The sequence below is a fragment of the Streptomyces sp. NPDC044033 genome, assembly GCF_056434425.1.
On record NZ_JBWKFF010000009.1, the window covers coordinates 1 to 15,534 of the forward strand.

A 15,534-nucleotide genomic window follows, 5' to 3' on the forward strand; every position below is an offset into this window, starting at 1 on the left:
CTACACCGCAGAGACCACAAAGACCGCGGTAGAGAACCGACACGCCAACTTGGGGCCGGGCTAGCGCCCTTCCCACCAGGGCCCCCCCTCTTCCCCCCCGCCCCCCGCCACCGCCGCCGGTAGCCGGGCGACCGCCCGCGCCCGTCCACCACCGCGGCCACCAGCGCCAACGAGGCCACCACCAGAACCGCCGGCCACCACGACACCGCGCCCCGCCTCCTCCCTCGACAGCCCCCGCACTCGGCCCCCGCCTTCGACCGTACCCACCTCCGCCGGGTCCGGCATGGGCGTGCCACGCTCTCCGGATGACTCCAGCCCCCGCCGCGCCCGACGCCGCGCCGCCCGCCGATCCGGAACTTCTCGCCTTCGCCGTACGCCTGGCGGCCCAGGCCGGGCGGATGTCCGCCCGCGCGTTCCACGAGGGCGCCCGTCACCGCCTCAAGGAGGACGGCACCGAGGTCACGGACACCGATATCGCGATCGAGGAGTGGATACGCGCCGAGCTGGGCCGCCACGCGCCGGACGACGGGGTGTACGGCGAGGAGTGCGGCGAGAGCGCCGGCGTCTCCGGGCGGCGGTGGATCATCGATCCGGTCAACGGCACGAAGATGTTCGTCCACCGCACCCCGCTGTTCTCCAACGACATCGCCTACGAGGACGAGTACGGGCCCGCCGTCGGCGTGCTCAACCACCCCATGAGCGGCCAACTGGTCGCCGCCGGGCGTGGCTTGGGCTGTCTGCTGATGCTCGGCCCCGATCCGGACCCGGCCACCGGACGCCGCACGTACGTCAACGACCGTTCGGAGCTGGGCGGCGCGCGGACCCAGATGCACAACACGGCGGGCTGGCCCGGCGAACTGCTGACGGCCCTGCACGAGAAGGTGTTCCTGGTCCCCCACACGGGCGGCACCATGGACCTGGTCACCGGGCGGGCCGACGCCCTGGTGATCGCCGGGCCGCCGATGGGGTACGAGGACGTCGCGCCGATGCCGGTCATCGTCTCCGAGGCGGGCGGCCGGGTCAGCGACCTCGGCGGCACGTCCGTACTGACCGGGGACATGTCGGTACTGGCGACCAACGGGCGGCTGCACGAAGGGTTTCTGGAGCTGGTGGCCGGGCTGCCGCGCAGCCGTGACGTGCGCGCGCTGGGCCGGTGACGGTCAGGCCGGGCTGTCGGTGTGCCAGGCCAGGGTCTCGGTGATGTTGGCGCTCGCCTGGCGGGCGGCTTCGGCCGGGTCGTGGGAGCGCAGGGCGGTCAGCAGGTCCTCGTGGCCCGCGGGGGCGTTGCCGGCGAAGCCGGGGGAGTCCCAGAAGGCGGCCATGGAGGCGCGCAGGGGCGCGGCCAGGTTGCGGTAGAGCTCGCTGAGCAGCGGGTTGCGGGCGGCGTCCGCCACCCCGGCGTGGAAGTCCCAGTCGGCGGCGACCCACAGCTCGAAGTCGCGCGCGTCCCAGGCCGCCGCGCGGCGGGCCAGGATGTCGGCCAGGGCGTCGAGGTCGGCGTCGCCGGTGCGGGCCGCGGCGAGGCGCGCGGCCTGTACGTCCAGTGCCTGGCGGACCTCCAGGAGGTGCTCCTGGCCGCTGTCGCCGTAGAGCCGCTTGACCGCGCCGGAGAGTTCGCTGGTGGCCCGTACGTATGTGCCGTCGCCCTGGCGCACGTCGAGCAGCCCGGCGTGGGCGAGGGCGCGGACGGCCTCGCGGAGGGTGCCGCGGGCCACTTGGAGCTGTTCCATCAGCTCGGGCTCGGTCGGGATGCGGCCGCCGACGGGCCAGTCGCCGGAGGTGATCCGATGCCGCAGCCGGCCGATGACCTCGGCGGACAGCGAGGGGCGGCGTACCGGTTGCAGGCTCATCGGGGCGCTCTCTCCGCGGCTGTCGGTGACGGTCGGTAGCCCCCAGCATACATTCAATGATCTGACCTCTAATGGACAAGAAAACATCAGACGTCTTACCTTTGATGGGTGAATGCCGCACCGAATACCCCCGCCCCCGCCCGCGCCGCCTGGATCGCCGGAGCCGGCATCGTGCTGATCGCCCTCAACCTCCGCCTGGGCATCAGCAGCGCCGCCGCCCTCCTGGAAGAGCTCCGCGTGGACCCGGGCCTCGGCCCCCTGGCCGCGGCCCTGCTGCCCGCGCTCCCCACATTCGCCTTCGCCGCCGCGGGCGCCGGCACCGCGACGCTCGCCCGGCGGCTCGGCGCCGAGCGCACCGTCCTCCTGGCGCTGGCCGCCCTCACCGCCGGACTCGCCGTACGAGCCGTCCCCACCACCTGCGCCCTGCTGGCCGGCACGGTCCTCGGCACCTGCGGACTCGCCCTGTGCAACGTCCTGCTGCCGACCCTCCTGCGCGCCCACTTCCCGTCCCGCGTCGCGCTCCTGACCGGCGTCTACACCACCACGATGGCGCTGGGTTCGACACTGGGCGCCGCCGTGGCCGTACCCGTGGCCGACGCCATCGGCTCGCCCTCGCTGGGGCTGGCCGCATGGGCGCTGCCCGCGCTGGCCGCCACCGCGGTGTGGTCGTTCGCGCGCCCGCCCGAGGCGCGGGCCGCGGCGGACGCGGCGGCGGGGGAGCGGGTGTCTCCGCTCGCCATGGCCCGTACCCGGCTCGGCGCGCTCGTCACCGCCTACTTCGCCCTCCAGGCCCTGAACTGCTACGCCGTCATCGGCTGGCTGCCCTCACTGCTGTCCGACCACGGCATGTCCGGCGGCGCGGCGGGCGGCATGCTCGCCGTCACCCAGGCCGTGGGCGTCCCCGCGACCTTCGCGGTACTCGCCTTCGCCCGCGCGCCGGGCCGGCAGCGCACCGCCTTCGTCGCCATCTCGGCCGCCATGCTCGCCGGCTTCACGGGCCTGCTGGCCGCACCCGTCGCGCTGCCGCTGCTGTGGGCCGTGCTGGTCGGCCTCGGACTGTGCTCCTTCCCCCTGGTCCTCGCCGTGATCGGCGACAGCGGCACCACCCCCGCCGAGACCACCGCCCTCTCCACGCTCTCCCAGTCCCTCGGCTACCTGGTCGCGGCGCTGGGCCCGTTCGCCGTCGGCGTGCTGCGCAGCGCCTCCGGCGGCTGGGCCCTGCCGATGGCGGCGCTGCTGGTGACCGCCGCCGCCCAACTGGGCGTAGGCGTCGCCCTGTCGGCGAACCGCACCCGGAACCCCGCCACCGCGTGCCGAGCGGCGACGGCGGGGCACCCTAACCGGTGACATCGCACACAGGCAGCCCGGCGGAGGGGCTGATGCCCTTTTCGCGCCTTACGCTCAACGGACCGCTTGGCCCCTGGACCGGAACCAGCCCACGGAGGTTCACGCCCGTATGAAGCTCACCGTCGTCGGATGCTCGGGGACGTTTCCGTCCGCGGAATCGGCATGTTCGAGTTACCTCGTGGAGGCCGACGGCTTCAGGCTGCTGCTCGACATGGGCAATGGCGCCCTCGGCGAGATGCAGCGACACATCGGTCTCTACGACCTCGACGCGGTACTGCTCTCGCATCTGCACGCGGACCACTGCATCGACATGTGCGGCTACTTCGTCGCCCGCTATTACCGGCACGAGGGCGGCCGCGCGGACGCCATCCCCGTGTACGGGCCCCCGGGCACCGAGCAGCGGCTGTCCACCGCGTACGGCGACGTGCCGGACGACAAGTGCATGAGCGAGGTCTTCGACTTCCGCACGCTCGCCCCCGGCAGCTTCGGCCTCGGGCCCTTCACGGTCCGCGCCGAGCGGATGCGGCACCCGGTCGAGGCGTTCGGCTTCCGCGTCGAGCACGGCTCCTCGGCGCTCGCCTACTCCGGCGACACGGGCCCCTGCGAGGCCCTGGACACCCTCTCCGCCGACGTGGACCTGCTGCTCTGCGAGGCGTCCTTCACCTACGGCAAGGAAGACATCCCCGACCTCCACCTCAACGGCCGCGAGGCGGGCGAGATCGCCGCCCGCACGCGCGCGGGCCGGCTGGTCCTCACCCACATCCCGCCGTGGACGGACCCGGTCACCAACGTCCGCGATGCCGAATCGGTCTTCGCGGGGCCGGTCGAGGCCGCTACGGCGGGGGCGGTGTACGAGCTGTAGGGCGCGGGCCCGCCCCCGTACGGGCTGGTGGTGCGTACGGGCGCGGCGGTTGGTACGGGGCCGGTGGTGCGTACGGGCGCAGCGGTTCGTAAGGGCGCAGCGGTTCGTACGGGGTCGGCGGTACGTACGGGCGCGGCGGTACGTACGGGCCCGGCGGCACGCACGAATCCAGTGGTGCGTACGGGCACAGTGGCTCGTACAGGCCCAACGGCCCGTACGGGCGTGCGCGCGGCGCCGCACGCCCCCGACCGTACGCACGCGAAGGGTCCGGGCTCAGCCGGGCCGGCATCGGTGCGTTCGGGGCCCGGCGCGGCGGCGGTCTTCCGGCGGCCGAATCAAGGCGTAGGTTCGCACCGACTCTTGGGGCGAACGGGGTCCGTTCCATGATCCTCGTGCTGACATGCGCTCGTCATCCTCACCATTCCCCTCCTGGCACCCCGGCATCGCGGGGACCAGGACGACCGGAAGGAAGAGCCCATGCTCCGTACCTTGGGCGCTGGTGCCGCCGCGGCGGCGTTGCTCCTCATCGGATCGGCCGCCCCCTCCTCGGCAGCACGGGGCGGCGACGACGAGCCGCCGCCGGACGGCAAGATCACGATCACCGTCGCCGCGGTCAACGGGTCCGGCTGCCGTCCCGGCAGCGCCGCGGTGGCCGTCGCCCCCGACAACACCGCGTTCACCGTGACGTACAGCGAATACCTCGCCGAGGCGGGCAAGGACAGCAAACCCACCGACGCCCGGAAGAACTGCCAGATCGCGCTGAACGTGCATGTGCCGCAGGGCTTCACCTACGCCATCGCCCGCGCCGACTACCGCGGTTACGCCTCCCTCACGCCCGGCGCCACCGGCCTGGAGCAGGCGGGCTACTACTTCCAGGGCTCTCAGCAGACGGCCCGCATGAGCCACCGGTTCGCCGGCCCGTACGACGCCAACTGGCAGACGTCGGACGAGACCGACCTCGACGCGCGCGTCTACGCGCCCTGCGGCGAACAGCGCTACTTCAACATCAACACGGAGCTGCGGGTGACCAAGGGCTCGGACGCGAAGCTCACCAGCTACATGGCGATGGACTCCACCGACGGCAGCATCAACACGCTGTACCACTTCGCGTGGAAGAAGTGCCCCAAGCGGTAATCCCCCCTCTCGCGGCGCCGCCGCCCAGCACTTCGCCCCGCCGCGCAGCACTTCGCTCCGCCGCGCAGCACTTCGCTCCGCCGCGCAGCACTTCGCCCCGCCGACCGAATGATCGACGGGGCGAGGCGGCCGGGCCGCGGAACCGACGGCGTCCCCGTCGGTTCCGGGCCCTTCGACAGGCGAGCGGCGAGCGGCGAGCGGTCCCGGGCTACGCCTTCGTGAGGTCCTCGACCTCTTCCTCGGGCTCTCGGCCCGGGGTGGTGAGGTTGAACTTGGTGATCACGAAGCGGAAGAGCACGTAGTACACCGCCGCGAAGCACAGCCCGATCGGGATGATCATCCATGGCTTGGTCGCGAGGTTCCAGTTCAGCGCGTAGTCGATCAGACCCGCCGAGAACGTGAAGCCGTCATGGACGCCCAGCGCCCAGGTGATGCTCATCGAGAGGGCCGTCAGCACCGCGTGCACCGCGTACAGCAGCGGGGCGATGAACATGAACGAGAACTCGATCGGCTCGGTGATGCCGGTGACGAACGAGGTCAGCGCCAGCGAGATCATCATGCCCATGACCGCCTTGCGGCGCTCGGGGCGGGCGCAGTGCGCGATGGCCAGGGCGGCGGCCGGCAGGCCGAACATCATGATCGGGAAGAAGCCGGAGGTGAACAGGCCGGCGCTCGCGTCGCCCGCCATGAAGCGGTTGATGTCGCCGTGCACGAGCTGGCCGGCCGCGTTGGTGAAGTCGCCGAGCTGGAACCAGGAGACGGTGTTGACGAACTGGTGCATGCCGACCGGGATCAGCGCGCGGTTGATCAGACCGAAGAGGCCGGCGCCCGCGGCGCCGAGGCCCGTCATCCACTCGCCGAAGCTGGTGATGGCGTCGCCGATCGGCTGCCAGCCGACGACGACCAGGACGCCCATGGCGGTGCCGACGAAGGCCATGATGATCGGGACCAGCCGGCGGCCGTTGAAGAAGCCCAGCCAGTCGACGAGCTTGGTGCGGTGGAACCGCTGCCACAGGACCGCGCTCAGCAGACCCATGATGATGCCGCCGAGCACGCCGGGGTTCTGGTACGCGGCGGCCACGGCGTCACCGTGGGCCGGTATGCAGGCTCCGGTGAGCGAGCTGGTGGAGGCGAACTTGGAGCCGTCCGCGCAGGCGATGGGGAACTGGTGGATCACCGAGTAGTAGACGAGGAACCCGGTGACGGCGGCGAGCGCCGTCGAGCCGTCCGCCTTCTTGGCGAAGCCGATCGCGACACCGATGCAGAAGAGCAGCGGCAGGCCGAGGGAGGAGTCGAACAGGATGCCGCCGGCGCCCGCGAACACCTTGGCGACTTTGTCCCAGCCGAGGCCGTCGGGGCCGAAGACGTCGGGCTGCCCGAGTCGGTTCAGGATGCCGGCTGCGGGGAGGACGGCGATCGGCAGCTGGAGACTGCGGCCGACCTTCTGCAGCCCTTGGAACAGCCCGGACCCCCGCTTCTTCGCGGGTGGTGCCGTGGCGGTGGCCGTGCTCATCGGATTCCTCCAGGTGAGGCGGGCGCTCGGGGAAAAGGGACGGCCCGCATTTTGGTCTACACCATTCAGTGGTTTAGACCTGTTGTAACACGTGAGGACCACATAAAGGAATCCATCATTCCCGGCATTCTGTAACGCACGCCAAACAGCCCCCGAGCCAACCGACTTGGGGGCTGATGCTGTCAGAGGGCCACCGATACGGGAAGGCCCAGGTGAGGGCCGGTACGGACGCCCGTACCCGCCCTAGCGCACGTTCTCCTGCTCGATCTCCGCCGCCAAGTCCTCCGGCTCCCGACCGGGCGTCGGCAGATTGAACTTGGTGATCGCGAAGCGGAAGACCACGTAGTAGACCACCGCGAAGCACAGACCGATCGGAATGATCAGCCAAGGTTTGGTCGCGAGGCTCCAGTTAATGACGTAGTCGATCAGACCGGCCGAGAAACTGAACCCGTCATGCACGCCGAACGCCCACGTCACCGCCATCGAGACACCCGTCAGCACCGCGTGCAGCGCGTACAGCACCGGGGCGATGAAAAGGAACGAATACTCGATCGGCTCGGTGACCCCCGTCACGAACGACGTCAGCCCCACCGACAGCATCATGCCGCCGATCACCTTGCGGTTCTCCGGCCGGGCGCAGTGCGCGATGGCCAGCGCCGCCGCCGGCAGCGCGAACATCATGATCGGGAAGAACCCCGACGTGAACTGCCCCGCACTCGGATCACCCGCCAGAAAACGGTTGATGTCACCATGCACCACCGTGCCGTCCGGCTTCGTGAAATCACCGAACTGGAACCACATGAACGTATTCAGGAACTGGTGCAACCCGATCACCAGCAGCGCCCGGTTCGCGACACCGAAGATGCCCGAACCCGACGACCCCAGATCCGTCAGCCACTCACTGAAACTCGTCAGCGCGTCGCCCACCGGCGGCCACACCCACAGGCAGAGCACCGCGAAGACCAGCGCCACGAACGACATCAGGATCGGCACCAGCCGCCGGCCATTGAAGAAACCCAGCCAGTCCACCAGCTTCACCCGGTGGAACCGCTGCCAGAACCACGCGCTCAGCAACCCCATCACGATGCCGCCGAAAACCCCCGGATTCTGGTACGTGGCCGCATCCGCCGACGACCCCTTCAGACACGTCCCCGACGTGAACTCCGCACCGCCCGAGCAGTCCGGGAACTGATGCAGGATGTTGTAGTAGACGAGGAACCCCGCCACCGCCGCCAGCGCCGTCGAACCGTCCGCCTTCTTCGCCATACCGATCGCGACACCCACGCAGAACAGCAGCGGCAGCCCCAGCGACGAATCCAGCAGCGCACCGCCCGCGCCCGCGAAGACCTTGGCCACGTCGTCCCAGCCCAGCCCCTCGACGCCGAACACATCGTCCTGGCCCAGCCGGTTCAAGATGCCCGCCGCGGGCAGCACCGCGATCGGCAGCTGCAGACTGCGCCCCATCTTCTGCATGCCCTGGAAAAGCCGCTGCGTCCACGGCTTCGGCGCCCCGGACCGCTTCCGCGGGGCCGCCGCGGCGGCGTCTGAACTCATCTGCGTCCTCCCGGGTGTCACTGCCCAACAGCACACGCGCCGCTTGCCGCATACTGGTGTAGACCACCGCGGTAGCGATGCGGCCCCACCCGGAGCACGGCACCGGATGATCGCCATCCTCAGCCGGATGGCATACCGATGCCCAAATAGCTGGGCCATCCGTGCGTTAACGTGTGAAAACCGCTCGGCGGCACCGCCGAAGGGCCGAGACAACAGGAGTGCACATGGCCAGCAAGGCTGAGAAGATCGTCGCCGGCCTCGGCGGCCTCGACAACATCGAAGAGGTCGAAGGCTGCATCACCCGCCTGCGCACCGAGGTCGTCGACCCCTCCCTCGTCGACGAAGCCGCGCTCAAGGCCGCCGGCGCCCACGGCGTCGTCAAGATGGGCACCGCGATCCAGGTCGTCATCGGCACCGACGCCGACCCGATCGCCGCCGACATCGAAGACATGATGTGAGCCGCTGAACTCCCCGCCGAAGGGCCCCCTCCGCCATGCGTCCCCCGCGAGCACGCACCGGAACGGGGCCCTTCGCAATGCCGCTAGGCTCGATGCCATGTCTCGCATCGACGGCCGCACGCCCGACCGACTCCGCCCCATCACCATCGAACGCGGCTGGAGCAAGCACGCCGAAGGCTCCGTCCTCGTCTCCTTCGGCGACACCAAGGTCTTCTGCACCGCCTCCGTGACCGAGGGCGTCCCCCGCTGGCGCAAGGGCAGCGGCGAGGGCTGGGTCACCGCCGAATACTCCATGCTGCCCCGCTCCACCAACACCCGGGGCGACCGCGAGTCCGTACGCGGCAAGATCGGCGGCCGCACGCACGAGATCTCCCGCCTCATCGGCCGCTCGCTGCGCGCCGTCATCGACTACAAGGCGCTCGGCGAGAACACCATCGTCCTCGACTGCGACGTCCTCCAGGCCGACGGCGGCACCCGCACCGCGGCCATCACCGGCGCCTACGTCGCCCTCGCCGACGCCATCGCCTGGGCCCAGGGCAAGAAGATCATCAAGCACGGCCGCCAGCCGCTCACCGGCACCGTCAGCGCCGTCAGCGTCGGCATCGTCGGCGGCGTCCCCCTCCTCGACCTCTGCTACGAGGAGGACGTACGCGCCGAGACCGACATGAACGTCGTCTGCACCGGCGACGGCCGCTTCGTCGAGATCCAGGGCACCGCCGAGGCCGAGCCGTTCGACCGCACGGAACTCAACTCCCTGCTCGACCTCGCGGTCGCGGGCTGCGCCACACTCGACGCCGCCCAGCGCGAGGCGCTCGCCGCGGAGCTGTGACGGAACGACCGAGCAACCCTCGGCGGGGTAAAGCGCGTTCCTAGAGATACGGGTGTACGGACCCGCACCGGCTGTCCGTACACCCGTATCCGCATCTTCCGGGAGGGGACCCCGCCATGACCGAGCGCCCGCGCCACCGCCGCCGCGCCGCCACCACCGTCACCGCCTGCGCCGTGCTCGCGATCGCGCTGCCGCTCATATCCGCGTGCGACCCCGTCGACAAGGCGGTGGACTGCGGCCGGCTCGCGTCCACGCTCTCCGACGACGTGAGCGACCTCGCCCGCACCGTGCACAACACGTCGGCCGGCTCCGACGAGGCCAAGAAGTCGGTGAAACAGCTCAACAAGGACCTCGGGCGGCTCGCGAAATCCGACGACGAGTCCGTGAAGAAGTCCGCCAACGCCCTGACGAAGGCGGTCGACGAGATCGACGACGCCGTCGCCGACGGCAAGCGCCCCGACCTCTCCGGACTCAAAGCCGCGACCAGCGGGCTCGTCAAGACCTGCACCCCTGGATAATCGGGCCCCATGCACCGTCTGATCCTCGCCACCCGCAATGCCAACAAGGTCACCGAACTGCGCGCGATCCTCGCCGACGCCGACCTGGACGTGGAGCTCGTGGGCGCCGACGCCTACCCCGAGATCCCCGACGTCAAGGAGACCGGCGTCACCTTCGCCGAGAACGCCCTCCTCAAGGCCCACGCCCTGGCCCGCGCCACGGGCCACCCGGCCGTCGCCGACGACTCCGGCCTCTGCGTCGACGTCCTGAACGGCGCCCCCGGCATCTTCTCCGCCCGCTGGTCCGGCACCCACGGCGCCGACCAGGCCAACCTGGACCTGCTCCTCGCCCAGCTCGGCGACATCGCCGACGAACACCGCGCCGCCCACTTCGCCTGCGCCGCGGCCCTCGCCCTCCCCGACGGCACGGAACGCGTCGTGGAGGGCCGCTTGGAGGGCACCCTGCGTCACGCCCCCGCGGGGAGCGGGGGCTTCGGCTACGACCCGATCCTCCAGCCGCTGGGGGAGTCGCGCACCTGCGCGGAACTGACGGCGGAGGAGAAGAACGCGATCAGCCACCGGGGGAAGGCGTTCCGGGGGCTGGCGCCGGTGGTGCGGGAGCTGCTGGGCTGACGCGCCGTACGCCGAAGGCCCGGTGCGCTGTTACCGCGCGCCGGGCCTTCGATTCCATTGTCAGTGCGGCCGGTGGGACTCGAACCCACATGGGATTGCTCCCAGGTGCCCCTAAAACACCCGCTTATACCAATTCAGCAACGGCCGCCAGCCGCCAGCCGCCGACCGTAGATCTCGGTCAGCGGCTCACAGTGTACGGCGACGCGAAGCTATTCCACGAGTGGCTTCGATCGGCGACTCCGGCACCAGGTGTCTGTCAGCGCGTGACAGTTCGGACAGAGATAGCGAAGGTTCTCCCGCCGGTTGTCGAGCCAGTCGCCGCTGATGTGGTCGATATGGAGCGTCATCGGCCTGCCGAGCCACTCGCCCGGGTTGTCGCAGGAGCCACAGTGGTACGGGACCCCGATCTCGCCGAGGGCCCTGTGCAGCCGCGAGCGGTTGACGCGTGACGAGCCCGCCGGATTCACGCGGAGCACCTCGTCGGCGATGAGCTTCGGAGCCACCACCTGGACCGTGCGCTTGGTCTGTCGCTTGAAGTGGCCGGTGTCGATGCCGAGCTGGGTCGTCCGGCGGTGCAGCCGTCGATGGTTCGCGTCGTTCACGGCGAGGCCCAGGGCGCGCATGACGTCGGCGTAACTGGTGGACCGTGCGACCACAGCGGGCAGCCGGTCGTCGGGGAGCGTCAGCCGGGAGTGGCTGAAGTGCCCGATGTCCACTCCGTGCTCCGCCAACATGCGGCGGAGCACGGCCCGGGACCGACCGTCGTCAGGGATGCCGAGCGCTCGTGCCACAGCGCGAACGCTCGTCGCGGAAGCGGCGGCCGCTGTGAGTTCCTCGACGGTGAACGGCAGGTCGAGCTGCGGTCGGTTCAGCGCGGGGAAATGGCTCGCGTCGATTCCGGCGGCGGCTATACGCCGCGCGATGTGGGAGAGCGTGCCGGTCGCCGGTGGCGCACCGAGCTTCTGCGCGACCTCGCGCAGCGTGGTGGATGAGGCGACGGCCTCGGCTATCGCGGCGTCGGGGTACTTGCGCCACGGGCTCCGCTGCTTGAAGTGGCTGGTGTCGATCCCGTAGCCGGCCGCGGTGCGCTGCAACGTCCTGCGGTGTCCCCCGCTCGCTTTGACGCCGAGTCTGCGCATGAGGTCGGCCCAGGTGGCCGAGACGGTGACGGCGCCGGCCAACTCTTCACGGGTGTATCGGACAGCCATGGCTCCCCCTCCGTACCCGGCCACGCGTTCGCGGCCTCGTACGGAGAAACGAACCGCTTATCGGACGGTTACGCCCGAAAAGCGGAACGCTTCGTGCCGGTGGAGGGGGATTCGTACCGGCGGAGGGAAAGGGGGAAGGGGGCCGGTCAGAACTTCGGGTCCGGGGCCGCGGAGGTGACCATTTCCGCGGCTTCCTCCTTGGTGGAGACCGACGGCGGGGAGCCCTCCAGGGGCTGGCGCGCCGTCTCCTTCAGGCAGGCGACCGCGATGATGCCGACCAGGGCCGCGGCCGTGGTGTACACCGCCGGCATCATGTCGCTGCCCGTCCCCGCGATCAGGGCGGTGATCACCAGCGGGGTGGTGCCGCCGAAGAGGGAGACGGCGAGGTTGTAGCCGATGGACAGCGAGCCGTAGCGGACGTTGGTGGGGAAGAGGGCGGGGAGCACGGCCGACATGGTGCCGAGGAGGCAGACCAGGGGGAGGCCGAGCATCAGCATGCCGCCGGCGACCGCGAGCAGGCTGCCCTGTTTGAGGAGGAGGAAGGCGGGGACGGACAGGACGAAGAATCCGATCATGCCCGCCATCAGCAGCGGTTTGCGGCCGATGCGGTCGTTGAGGCGGCCGATGAAGGTGATGATGAGCATCAGCACGATCATCACGCCGATCAGGATGATCAGACCGTGCGCGTCGTTGTACTTGAGCTGGTCCGTCAGGTACGTCGGCATGTACGACAGCAGCATGTAGTCGGTGATGTTGTACGCGCCGACGAGCACGATGCACAGCACCAGCTTGGGCCACTGCGCGATGAAGATCTGCTTCAGCTCGGTGGTCTCGCTGTTGATGTTCTCGCCGGTGGGGGACGCGTTCTCCTCCGCCAGCTTCTGGAAGGCGGGGGTGTCCTCCAGCTTCATCCGCAGGTAGAGGCCGATCAGGCCGATCGGGCCCGCCACCAGGAACGGCACCCGCCAGCCCCACTGGTTCATGGCGTCGGAGCTGAGCGTCGTGGTGAGGATGGTGACGAGACCGGCGGCGCATACGTAGCCGGCCAGCGTGCCGAATTCGAGGAAGCTGCCGAAGAAGCCGCGCCGCTTGTCCGGCGCGTACTCGGCTATGAAGGTCGACGCGCCGCCGTACTCACCGCCCGTGGAGAAGCCCTGGAGCATGCGGAAGAGGATGAGCAGGGCCGGGGACCAGAAGCCGATCGCGGCGTACGACGGGATCAGGCCGATGACGAACGTGCTGGTGGCCATCAGGACCATCGTCAGGGCCAGCACGGTCTTGCGGCCGATGCGGTCGCCGAGGGGGCCGAAGAAGAGGCCGCCGACGGGGCGTATGAGGAAGGCCACGGCGAAGGTCGCCAGCGAGGACAGCAGCCGCACGGTGTCGTTCCCGGACGGGAAGAACACGTTGCCGATGGTGACGGCGAGGTAGCTGTAGATGCCGAAGTCGAACCATTCCATGGCGTTGCCGAGTGCGGCCGCCTTGACCGCGCGCCGGACGACCTTCTCGTCGGTGACCGTGATGTCGGTCCGGCGCAGCTTGGGGTCCTTGCGTCGTGCGGCGGCTCTGAACAGGGCCCTGTGTCGCTTGAGCGCCTGGGGGTCCTGGTCTGGGTCAACCTCGGTTGTGCTGCCGGTGGACACGGCTCGGGTCCTCTCGATAGGTCGGCCGCGCTCGCGGCTGTGCACGTACGAAGGGGACGTCTGCACGATTGATGGCCGCTTAAACCAGTTTCCTCGCGGAACGCGATGTAGGTCACTCGGGCAGGGCCGTTCGGGTGAGGAACGATCCGGGGCCAAAGGGAACGCGGGCTCTTTTTTACCCGTCATCACAACCGGGAAGTTGGTGCCCGCCGCCGGGCAGCCGCCCGTTGAGGAGAGAGAACCCGATGACCGACCGCGCCGAGACCCGACGGGCCAGCTTGCGGACCGTGCTGGTGACGTTCGCGGTGGTGACCGTACTCGCGCTGGGCGGGGTGTGGTTGAGTCAGGCCGCGGACCGGGCGAGCGCGGTGGGCGCGGCGCCGAAGACGGCGGCGGCGCAGAAGTCGCGGCCCGCGGAGACGGAGAAGAAGGCGGAGGCGAAGGCGGCGGCGCCGACGGAGCTGGCGGGGGTGCGTGACTGCGGGGCCGGTGATCCGGTGCTCGAACCGAAGATCATCACGTTGGCCTGTGCGGACGCGGGAGCGGTGGCGAGCGACATCAAGTGGGAGCGCTACGGCGCGGACGGCGCGGACGGCAGCGGTGTGGTGCTGGTGTCCGGCGGTGCGAAGGGTGTGGCGCCGGCGTCGTTCCCGGCGTCGTTCCATCTTTACGGGGCGAAGAACGTGGACGGGAAGATGGCTTTCACCGGCCTGGACGTGGAGTACCTGGGCGCGACGCCGTCCGGCGACTCCACGGAGACTTACACGATCGCGTGATGGGCATCCGTGGTCGGATCGCGCTCGCGATCTCTTTCGTCACCGCGCTCGCGGTGGTGGTGCTGGGCGTCGCGGTGCACCATATTTCGGGTATGGAGCGGGATCATCAGGCCCGTTCGTATCAGGACGGGCTGCTCAGTTCGGCGCTCCAGGTCTATCAGCGGGACGGCACGCTCGCGCTGGGCGCGCAGCTCGATGACTCGGCGCTGCCGACGCCGCTGGCACATACGGCGTCGGCGGGGCACTCCGGTACGTACATCAGCGGCGGCGGCGATCCGCGGGTCTGGGCGGCGACGGGGGTGGGCGGCGGTAAGACGCTGTCGGTGTCGGCGCCGTATCCGGAGCGGGACGCGCTGCAGTCGGCGCTGGACCGGGCGCTGCTGGTGGCGGGGGTGGTCACGGTGGCGCTGATGGCGGTGGTGGCGTGGTTCGTGGCGCAGTCGCTGTCGCGGCGGCTGCGGCGCAGTGCGGCGGCGGCGCGGCGGATCGCGGCGGGTGAGCCGCCGGACGCGGAGGCGCTGACCGGTGGGGGCCGGGACGAGGTGGCGGAGCTGGGGCGTTCGGTGCACGACATGGCGGCGTCGTTGGCCGCGCGGGTGGAGACGGAGCGGAAGTTCACCGCCGATGTGGCGCATGAGCTGCGGACGCCGGTGGCGGGGTTGGTGGCGGCGTCGGAGCTGCTGCCGCATCCGCGGGCGGTGGAGATGGTGCAGGACCGGGCGCAGACGATGCGGGGGCTGATCGAGGATCTGCTGGAGGTGTCGCGGCTGGACGCGGGGGTGGAGAGCGCGCAGCTGGATCCGGTGGATCTGCCGTCGCTGGTGCGGGGGATCGTGAAGCGGGCGGCGCGGCAGCGCGGGGTCGCGGATGTGTCGGTCGCGGTGGTGGGGGAGGGCCGGATCGTGTCGACGGATGCCCGCCGGGTGGAGCGGATTCTGGTGAATGTGCTGGCCAACGCGGCGAAGCACGGTAAGCCGCCGATCGAGATCACGGTGCGGGGCACGTCGATCGTGGTGCGGGACCATGGCGCGGGGTATCCGGCGGATCTGGTCGATCAGGGGCCGCGGCGGTTCCGTACGGCGGCGCCGGAGCGCGGTACGGGGCATGGTCTGGGGCTGACGATCGCGGCGGGGCAGGCGGCGGTGCTGGGGGCGCGGCTGCGGTTCGGGGGGGGGGGGGGGTGGGGGTGGGGGGGGGGGGGGGGGGGGCTGGAGTGGCCCAGAGAGAGGG

Annotated in this window: 15 protein-coding genes and 1 tRNA gene; 10 read left to right on the forward strand and 6 right to left on the reverse strand. The window is 70.5% G+C overall.

Annotated features, from left to right (window positions below; genetic code table 11):
* Nucleotides 1-305: 305 nt before the first annotated feature.
* Nucleotides 306-1,157, forward strand: a complete 852-nt coding sequence (locus tag AC07AB_RS17535; protein ID WP_478567143.1) for an inositol monophosphatase family protein — start codon at nucleotides 306-308, stop codon at nucleotides 1,155-1,157.
* Between the two features lie 3 nt (nucleotides 1,158-1,160).
* On the opposite strand, the gene AC07AB_RS17540 is transcribed toward AC07AB_RS17535, so the two are convergent.
* Nucleotides 1,161-1,850 carry a FadR/GntR family transcriptional regulator gene (locus tag AC07AB_RS17540; RefSeq protein ID WP_478567145.1) on the reverse strand — a complete coding sequence of 230 codons (690 nt, stop codon included), beginning with the start codon at nucleotides 1,848-1,850 and terminating at the stop codon, nucleotides 1,161-1,163.
* Nucleotides 1,851-1,958: 108 nt separating this feature from the next.
* Here AC07AB_RS17540 and AC07AB_RS17545 point away from each other — a divergent pair, with 108 nt between their 5' ends.
* The 3 genes from AC07AB_RS17545 (at nucleotide 1,959) to AC07AB_RS17555 (ending at nucleotide 5,193) form a co-directional block, all read left to right on the forward strand.
* Nucleotides 1,959-3,197 (forward strand): MFS transporter, encoded by a 1,239-nt coding sequence (locus AC07AB_RS17545; RefSeq protein ID WP_478567148.1) that lies wholly within the window; start codon nucleotides 1,959-1,961, stop codon nucleotides 3,195-3,197.
* Nucleotides 3,198-3,306: 109 nt separating this feature from the next.
* Nucleotides 3,307-4,059, forward strand: a complete 753-nt coding sequence (locus tag AC07AB_RS17550) for an MBL fold metallo-hydrolase (RefSeq protein WP_478567151.1) — start codon at nucleotides 3,307-3,309, stop codon at nucleotides 4,057-4,059.
* A 477-nt stretch (nucleotides 4,060-4,536) separates the two neighbouring features.
* Nucleotides 4,537-5,193 (forward strand): DUF4360 domain-containing protein, encoded by a 657-nt coding sequence (locus AC07AB_RS17555; RefSeq protein ID WP_478567154.1) that lies wholly within the window; start codon nucleotides 4,537-4,539, stop codon nucleotides 5,191-5,193.
* A 208-nt stretch (nucleotides 5,194-5,401) separates the two neighbouring features.
* Here the strand turns inward: AC07AB_RS17555 and AC07AB_RS17560 are convergent, their stop codons facing one another.
* Entirely contained in the window at nucleotides 5,402-6,706 is a 1,305-nt protein-coding gene (locus AC07AB_RS17560; RefSeq protein WP_478567157.1) for a PTS transporter subunit EIIC, read from the reverse strand.
* A gap of 243 nt (nucleotides 6,707-6,949) precedes the next feature.
* Nucleotides 6,950-8,260: a PTS transporter subunit EIIC gene (locus AC07AB_RS17565; RefSeq protein ID WP_478567160.1), complete on the reverse strand. Its 1,311-nt coding sequence runs from the start codon at nucleotides 8,258-8,260 to the stop codon at nucleotides 6,950-6,952.
* Between the two features lie 173 nt (nucleotides 8,261-8,433).
* Here AC07AB_RS17565 and AC07AB_RS17570 point away from each other — a divergent pair, with 173 nt between their 5' ends.
* The 4 genes from AC07AB_RS17570 (at nucleotide 8,434) to rdgB (ending at nucleotide 10,677) form a co-directional block, all read left to right on the forward strand.
* Complete coding sequence (locus AC07AB_RS17570; RefSeq protein WP_478567163.1) at nucleotides 8,434-8,718, forward strand: PTS sugar transporter subunit IIB; 285 nt, start codon at nucleotides 8,434-8,436, stop codon at nucleotides 8,716-8,718.
* Between the two features lie 97 nt (nucleotides 8,719-8,815).
* Nucleotides 8,816-9,547: a ribonuclease PH gene (gene rph, locus AC07AB_RS17575; protein WP_478567166.1), complete on the forward strand. Its 732-nt coding sequence runs from the start codon at nucleotides 8,816-8,818 to the stop codon at nucleotides 9,545-9,547.
* A gap of 116 nt (nucleotides 9,548-9,663) precedes the next feature.
* Complete coding sequence (locus tag AC07AB_RS17580) at nucleotides 9,664-10,065, forward strand: hypothetical protein (protein WP_478567169.1); 402 nt, start codon at nucleotides 9,664-9,666, stop codon at nucleotides 10,063-10,065.
* 9 nt (nucleotides 10,066-10,074) lie between these two features.
* Nucleotides 10,075-10,677: an RdgB/HAM1 family non-canonical purine NTP pyrophosphatase gene (rdgB, locus tag AC07AB_RS17585; protein ID WP_478567172.1), complete on the forward strand. Its 603-nt coding sequence runs from the start codon at nucleotides 10,075-10,077 to the stop codon at nucleotides 10,675-10,677.
* Nucleotides 10,678-10,741: 64 nt separating this feature from the next.
* Here the strand turns inward: rdgB and AC07AB_RS17590 are convergent.
* The 3 genes from AC07AB_RS17590 to AC07AB_RS17600 all read right to left on the reverse strand — a co-directional run bounded on the left by AC07AB_RS17590 (nucleotide 10,742) and on the right by AC07AB_RS17600 (nucleotide 13,528).
* Nucleotides 10,742-10,825 (reverse strand) — tRNA-Leu (locus AC07AB_RS17590).
* A gap of 61 nt (nucleotides 10,826-10,886) precedes the next feature.
* The gene (locus AC07AB_RS17595) at nucleotides 10,887-11,885 is read right to left on the reverse strand and encodes an HNH endonuclease signature motif containing protein (RefSeq protein WP_478567175.1); all 999 of its coding nucleotides are present in this window, start codon (nucleotides 11,883-11,885) and stop codon (nucleotides 10,887-10,889) included.
* A gap of 146 nt (nucleotides 11,886-12,031) precedes the next feature.
* Nucleotides 12,032-13,528: an MFS transporter gene (locus AC07AB_RS17600; protein WP_478567178.1), complete on the reverse strand. Its 1,497-nt coding sequence runs from the start codon at nucleotides 13,526-13,528 to the stop codon at nucleotides 12,032-12,034.
* A gap of 245 nt (nucleotides 13,529-13,773) precedes the next feature.
* Here AC07AB_RS17600 and AC07AB_RS17605 point away from each other — a divergent pair, with 245 nt between their 5' ends.
* On the forward strand, nucleotides 13,774-14,304 hold the full coding sequence (locus tag AC07AB_RS17605; protein ID WP_478567181.1) for a hypothetical protein: 531 nt from the start codon (nucleotides 13,774-13,776) through the stop codon (nucleotides 14,302-14,304).
* A partial coding sequence (locus AC07AB_RS17610; RefSeq protein WP_478567184.1) for a sensor histidine kinase occupies nucleotides 14,304-15,534 on the forward strand: 1,231 nt, incomplete at its 3' end. The genes AC07AB_RS17605 and AC07AB_RS17610, both read left to right, overlap by 1 nt.

Bases quoted from the DNA above. Each gene is read 5' to 3' on its own strand.
- AC07AB_RS17535 (WP_478567143.1), top strand. From the start codon at position 306: ATGACTCCAGCCCCCGCCGCGCCCGACGCCGCGCCGCCCGCCGATCCG.
- AC07AB_RS17540 (WP_478567145.1), bottom strand. From the start codon at position 1,850: ATGAGCCTGCAACCGGTACGCCGCCCCTCGCTGTCCGCCGAGGTCATC.
- AC07AB_RS17550 (WP_478567151.1), top strand. From the start codon at position 3,307: ATGAAGCTCACCGTCGTCGGATGCTCGGGGACGTTTCCGTCCGCGGAA.
- AC07AB_RS17555 (WP_478567154.1), top strand. From the start codon at position 4,537: ATGCTCCGTACCTTGGGCGCTGGTGCCGCCGCGGCGGCGTTGCTCCTC.
- AC07AB_RS17560 (WP_478567157.1), bottom strand. From the start codon at position 6,706: ATGAGCACGGCCACCGCCACGGCACCACCCGCGAAGAAGCGGGGGTCC.
- AC07AB_RS17565 (WP_478567160.1), bottom strand. From the start codon at position 8,260: ATGAGTTCAGACGCCGCCGCGGCGGCCCCGCGGAAGCGGTCCGGGGCG.
- rph (WP_478567166.1), top strand. From the start codon at position 8,816: ATGTCTCGCATCGACGGCCGCACGCCCGACCGACTCCGCCCCATCACC.
- AC07AB_RS17580 (WP_478567169.1), top strand. From the start codon at position 9,664: ATGACCGAGCGCCCGCGCCACCGCCGCCGCGCCGCCACCACCGTCACC.
- rdgB (WP_478567172.1), top strand. From the start codon at position 10,075: ATGCACCGTCTGATCCTCGCCACCCGCAATGCCAACAAGGTCACCGAA.
- AC07AB_RS17595 (WP_478567175.1), bottom strand. From the start codon at position 11,885: ATGGCTGTCCGATACACCCGTGAAGAGTTGGCCGGCGCCGTCACCGTC.
- AC07AB_RS17605 (WP_478567181.1), top strand. From the start codon at position 13,774: ATGACCGACCGCGCCGAGACCCGACGGGCCAGCTTGCGGACCGTGCTG.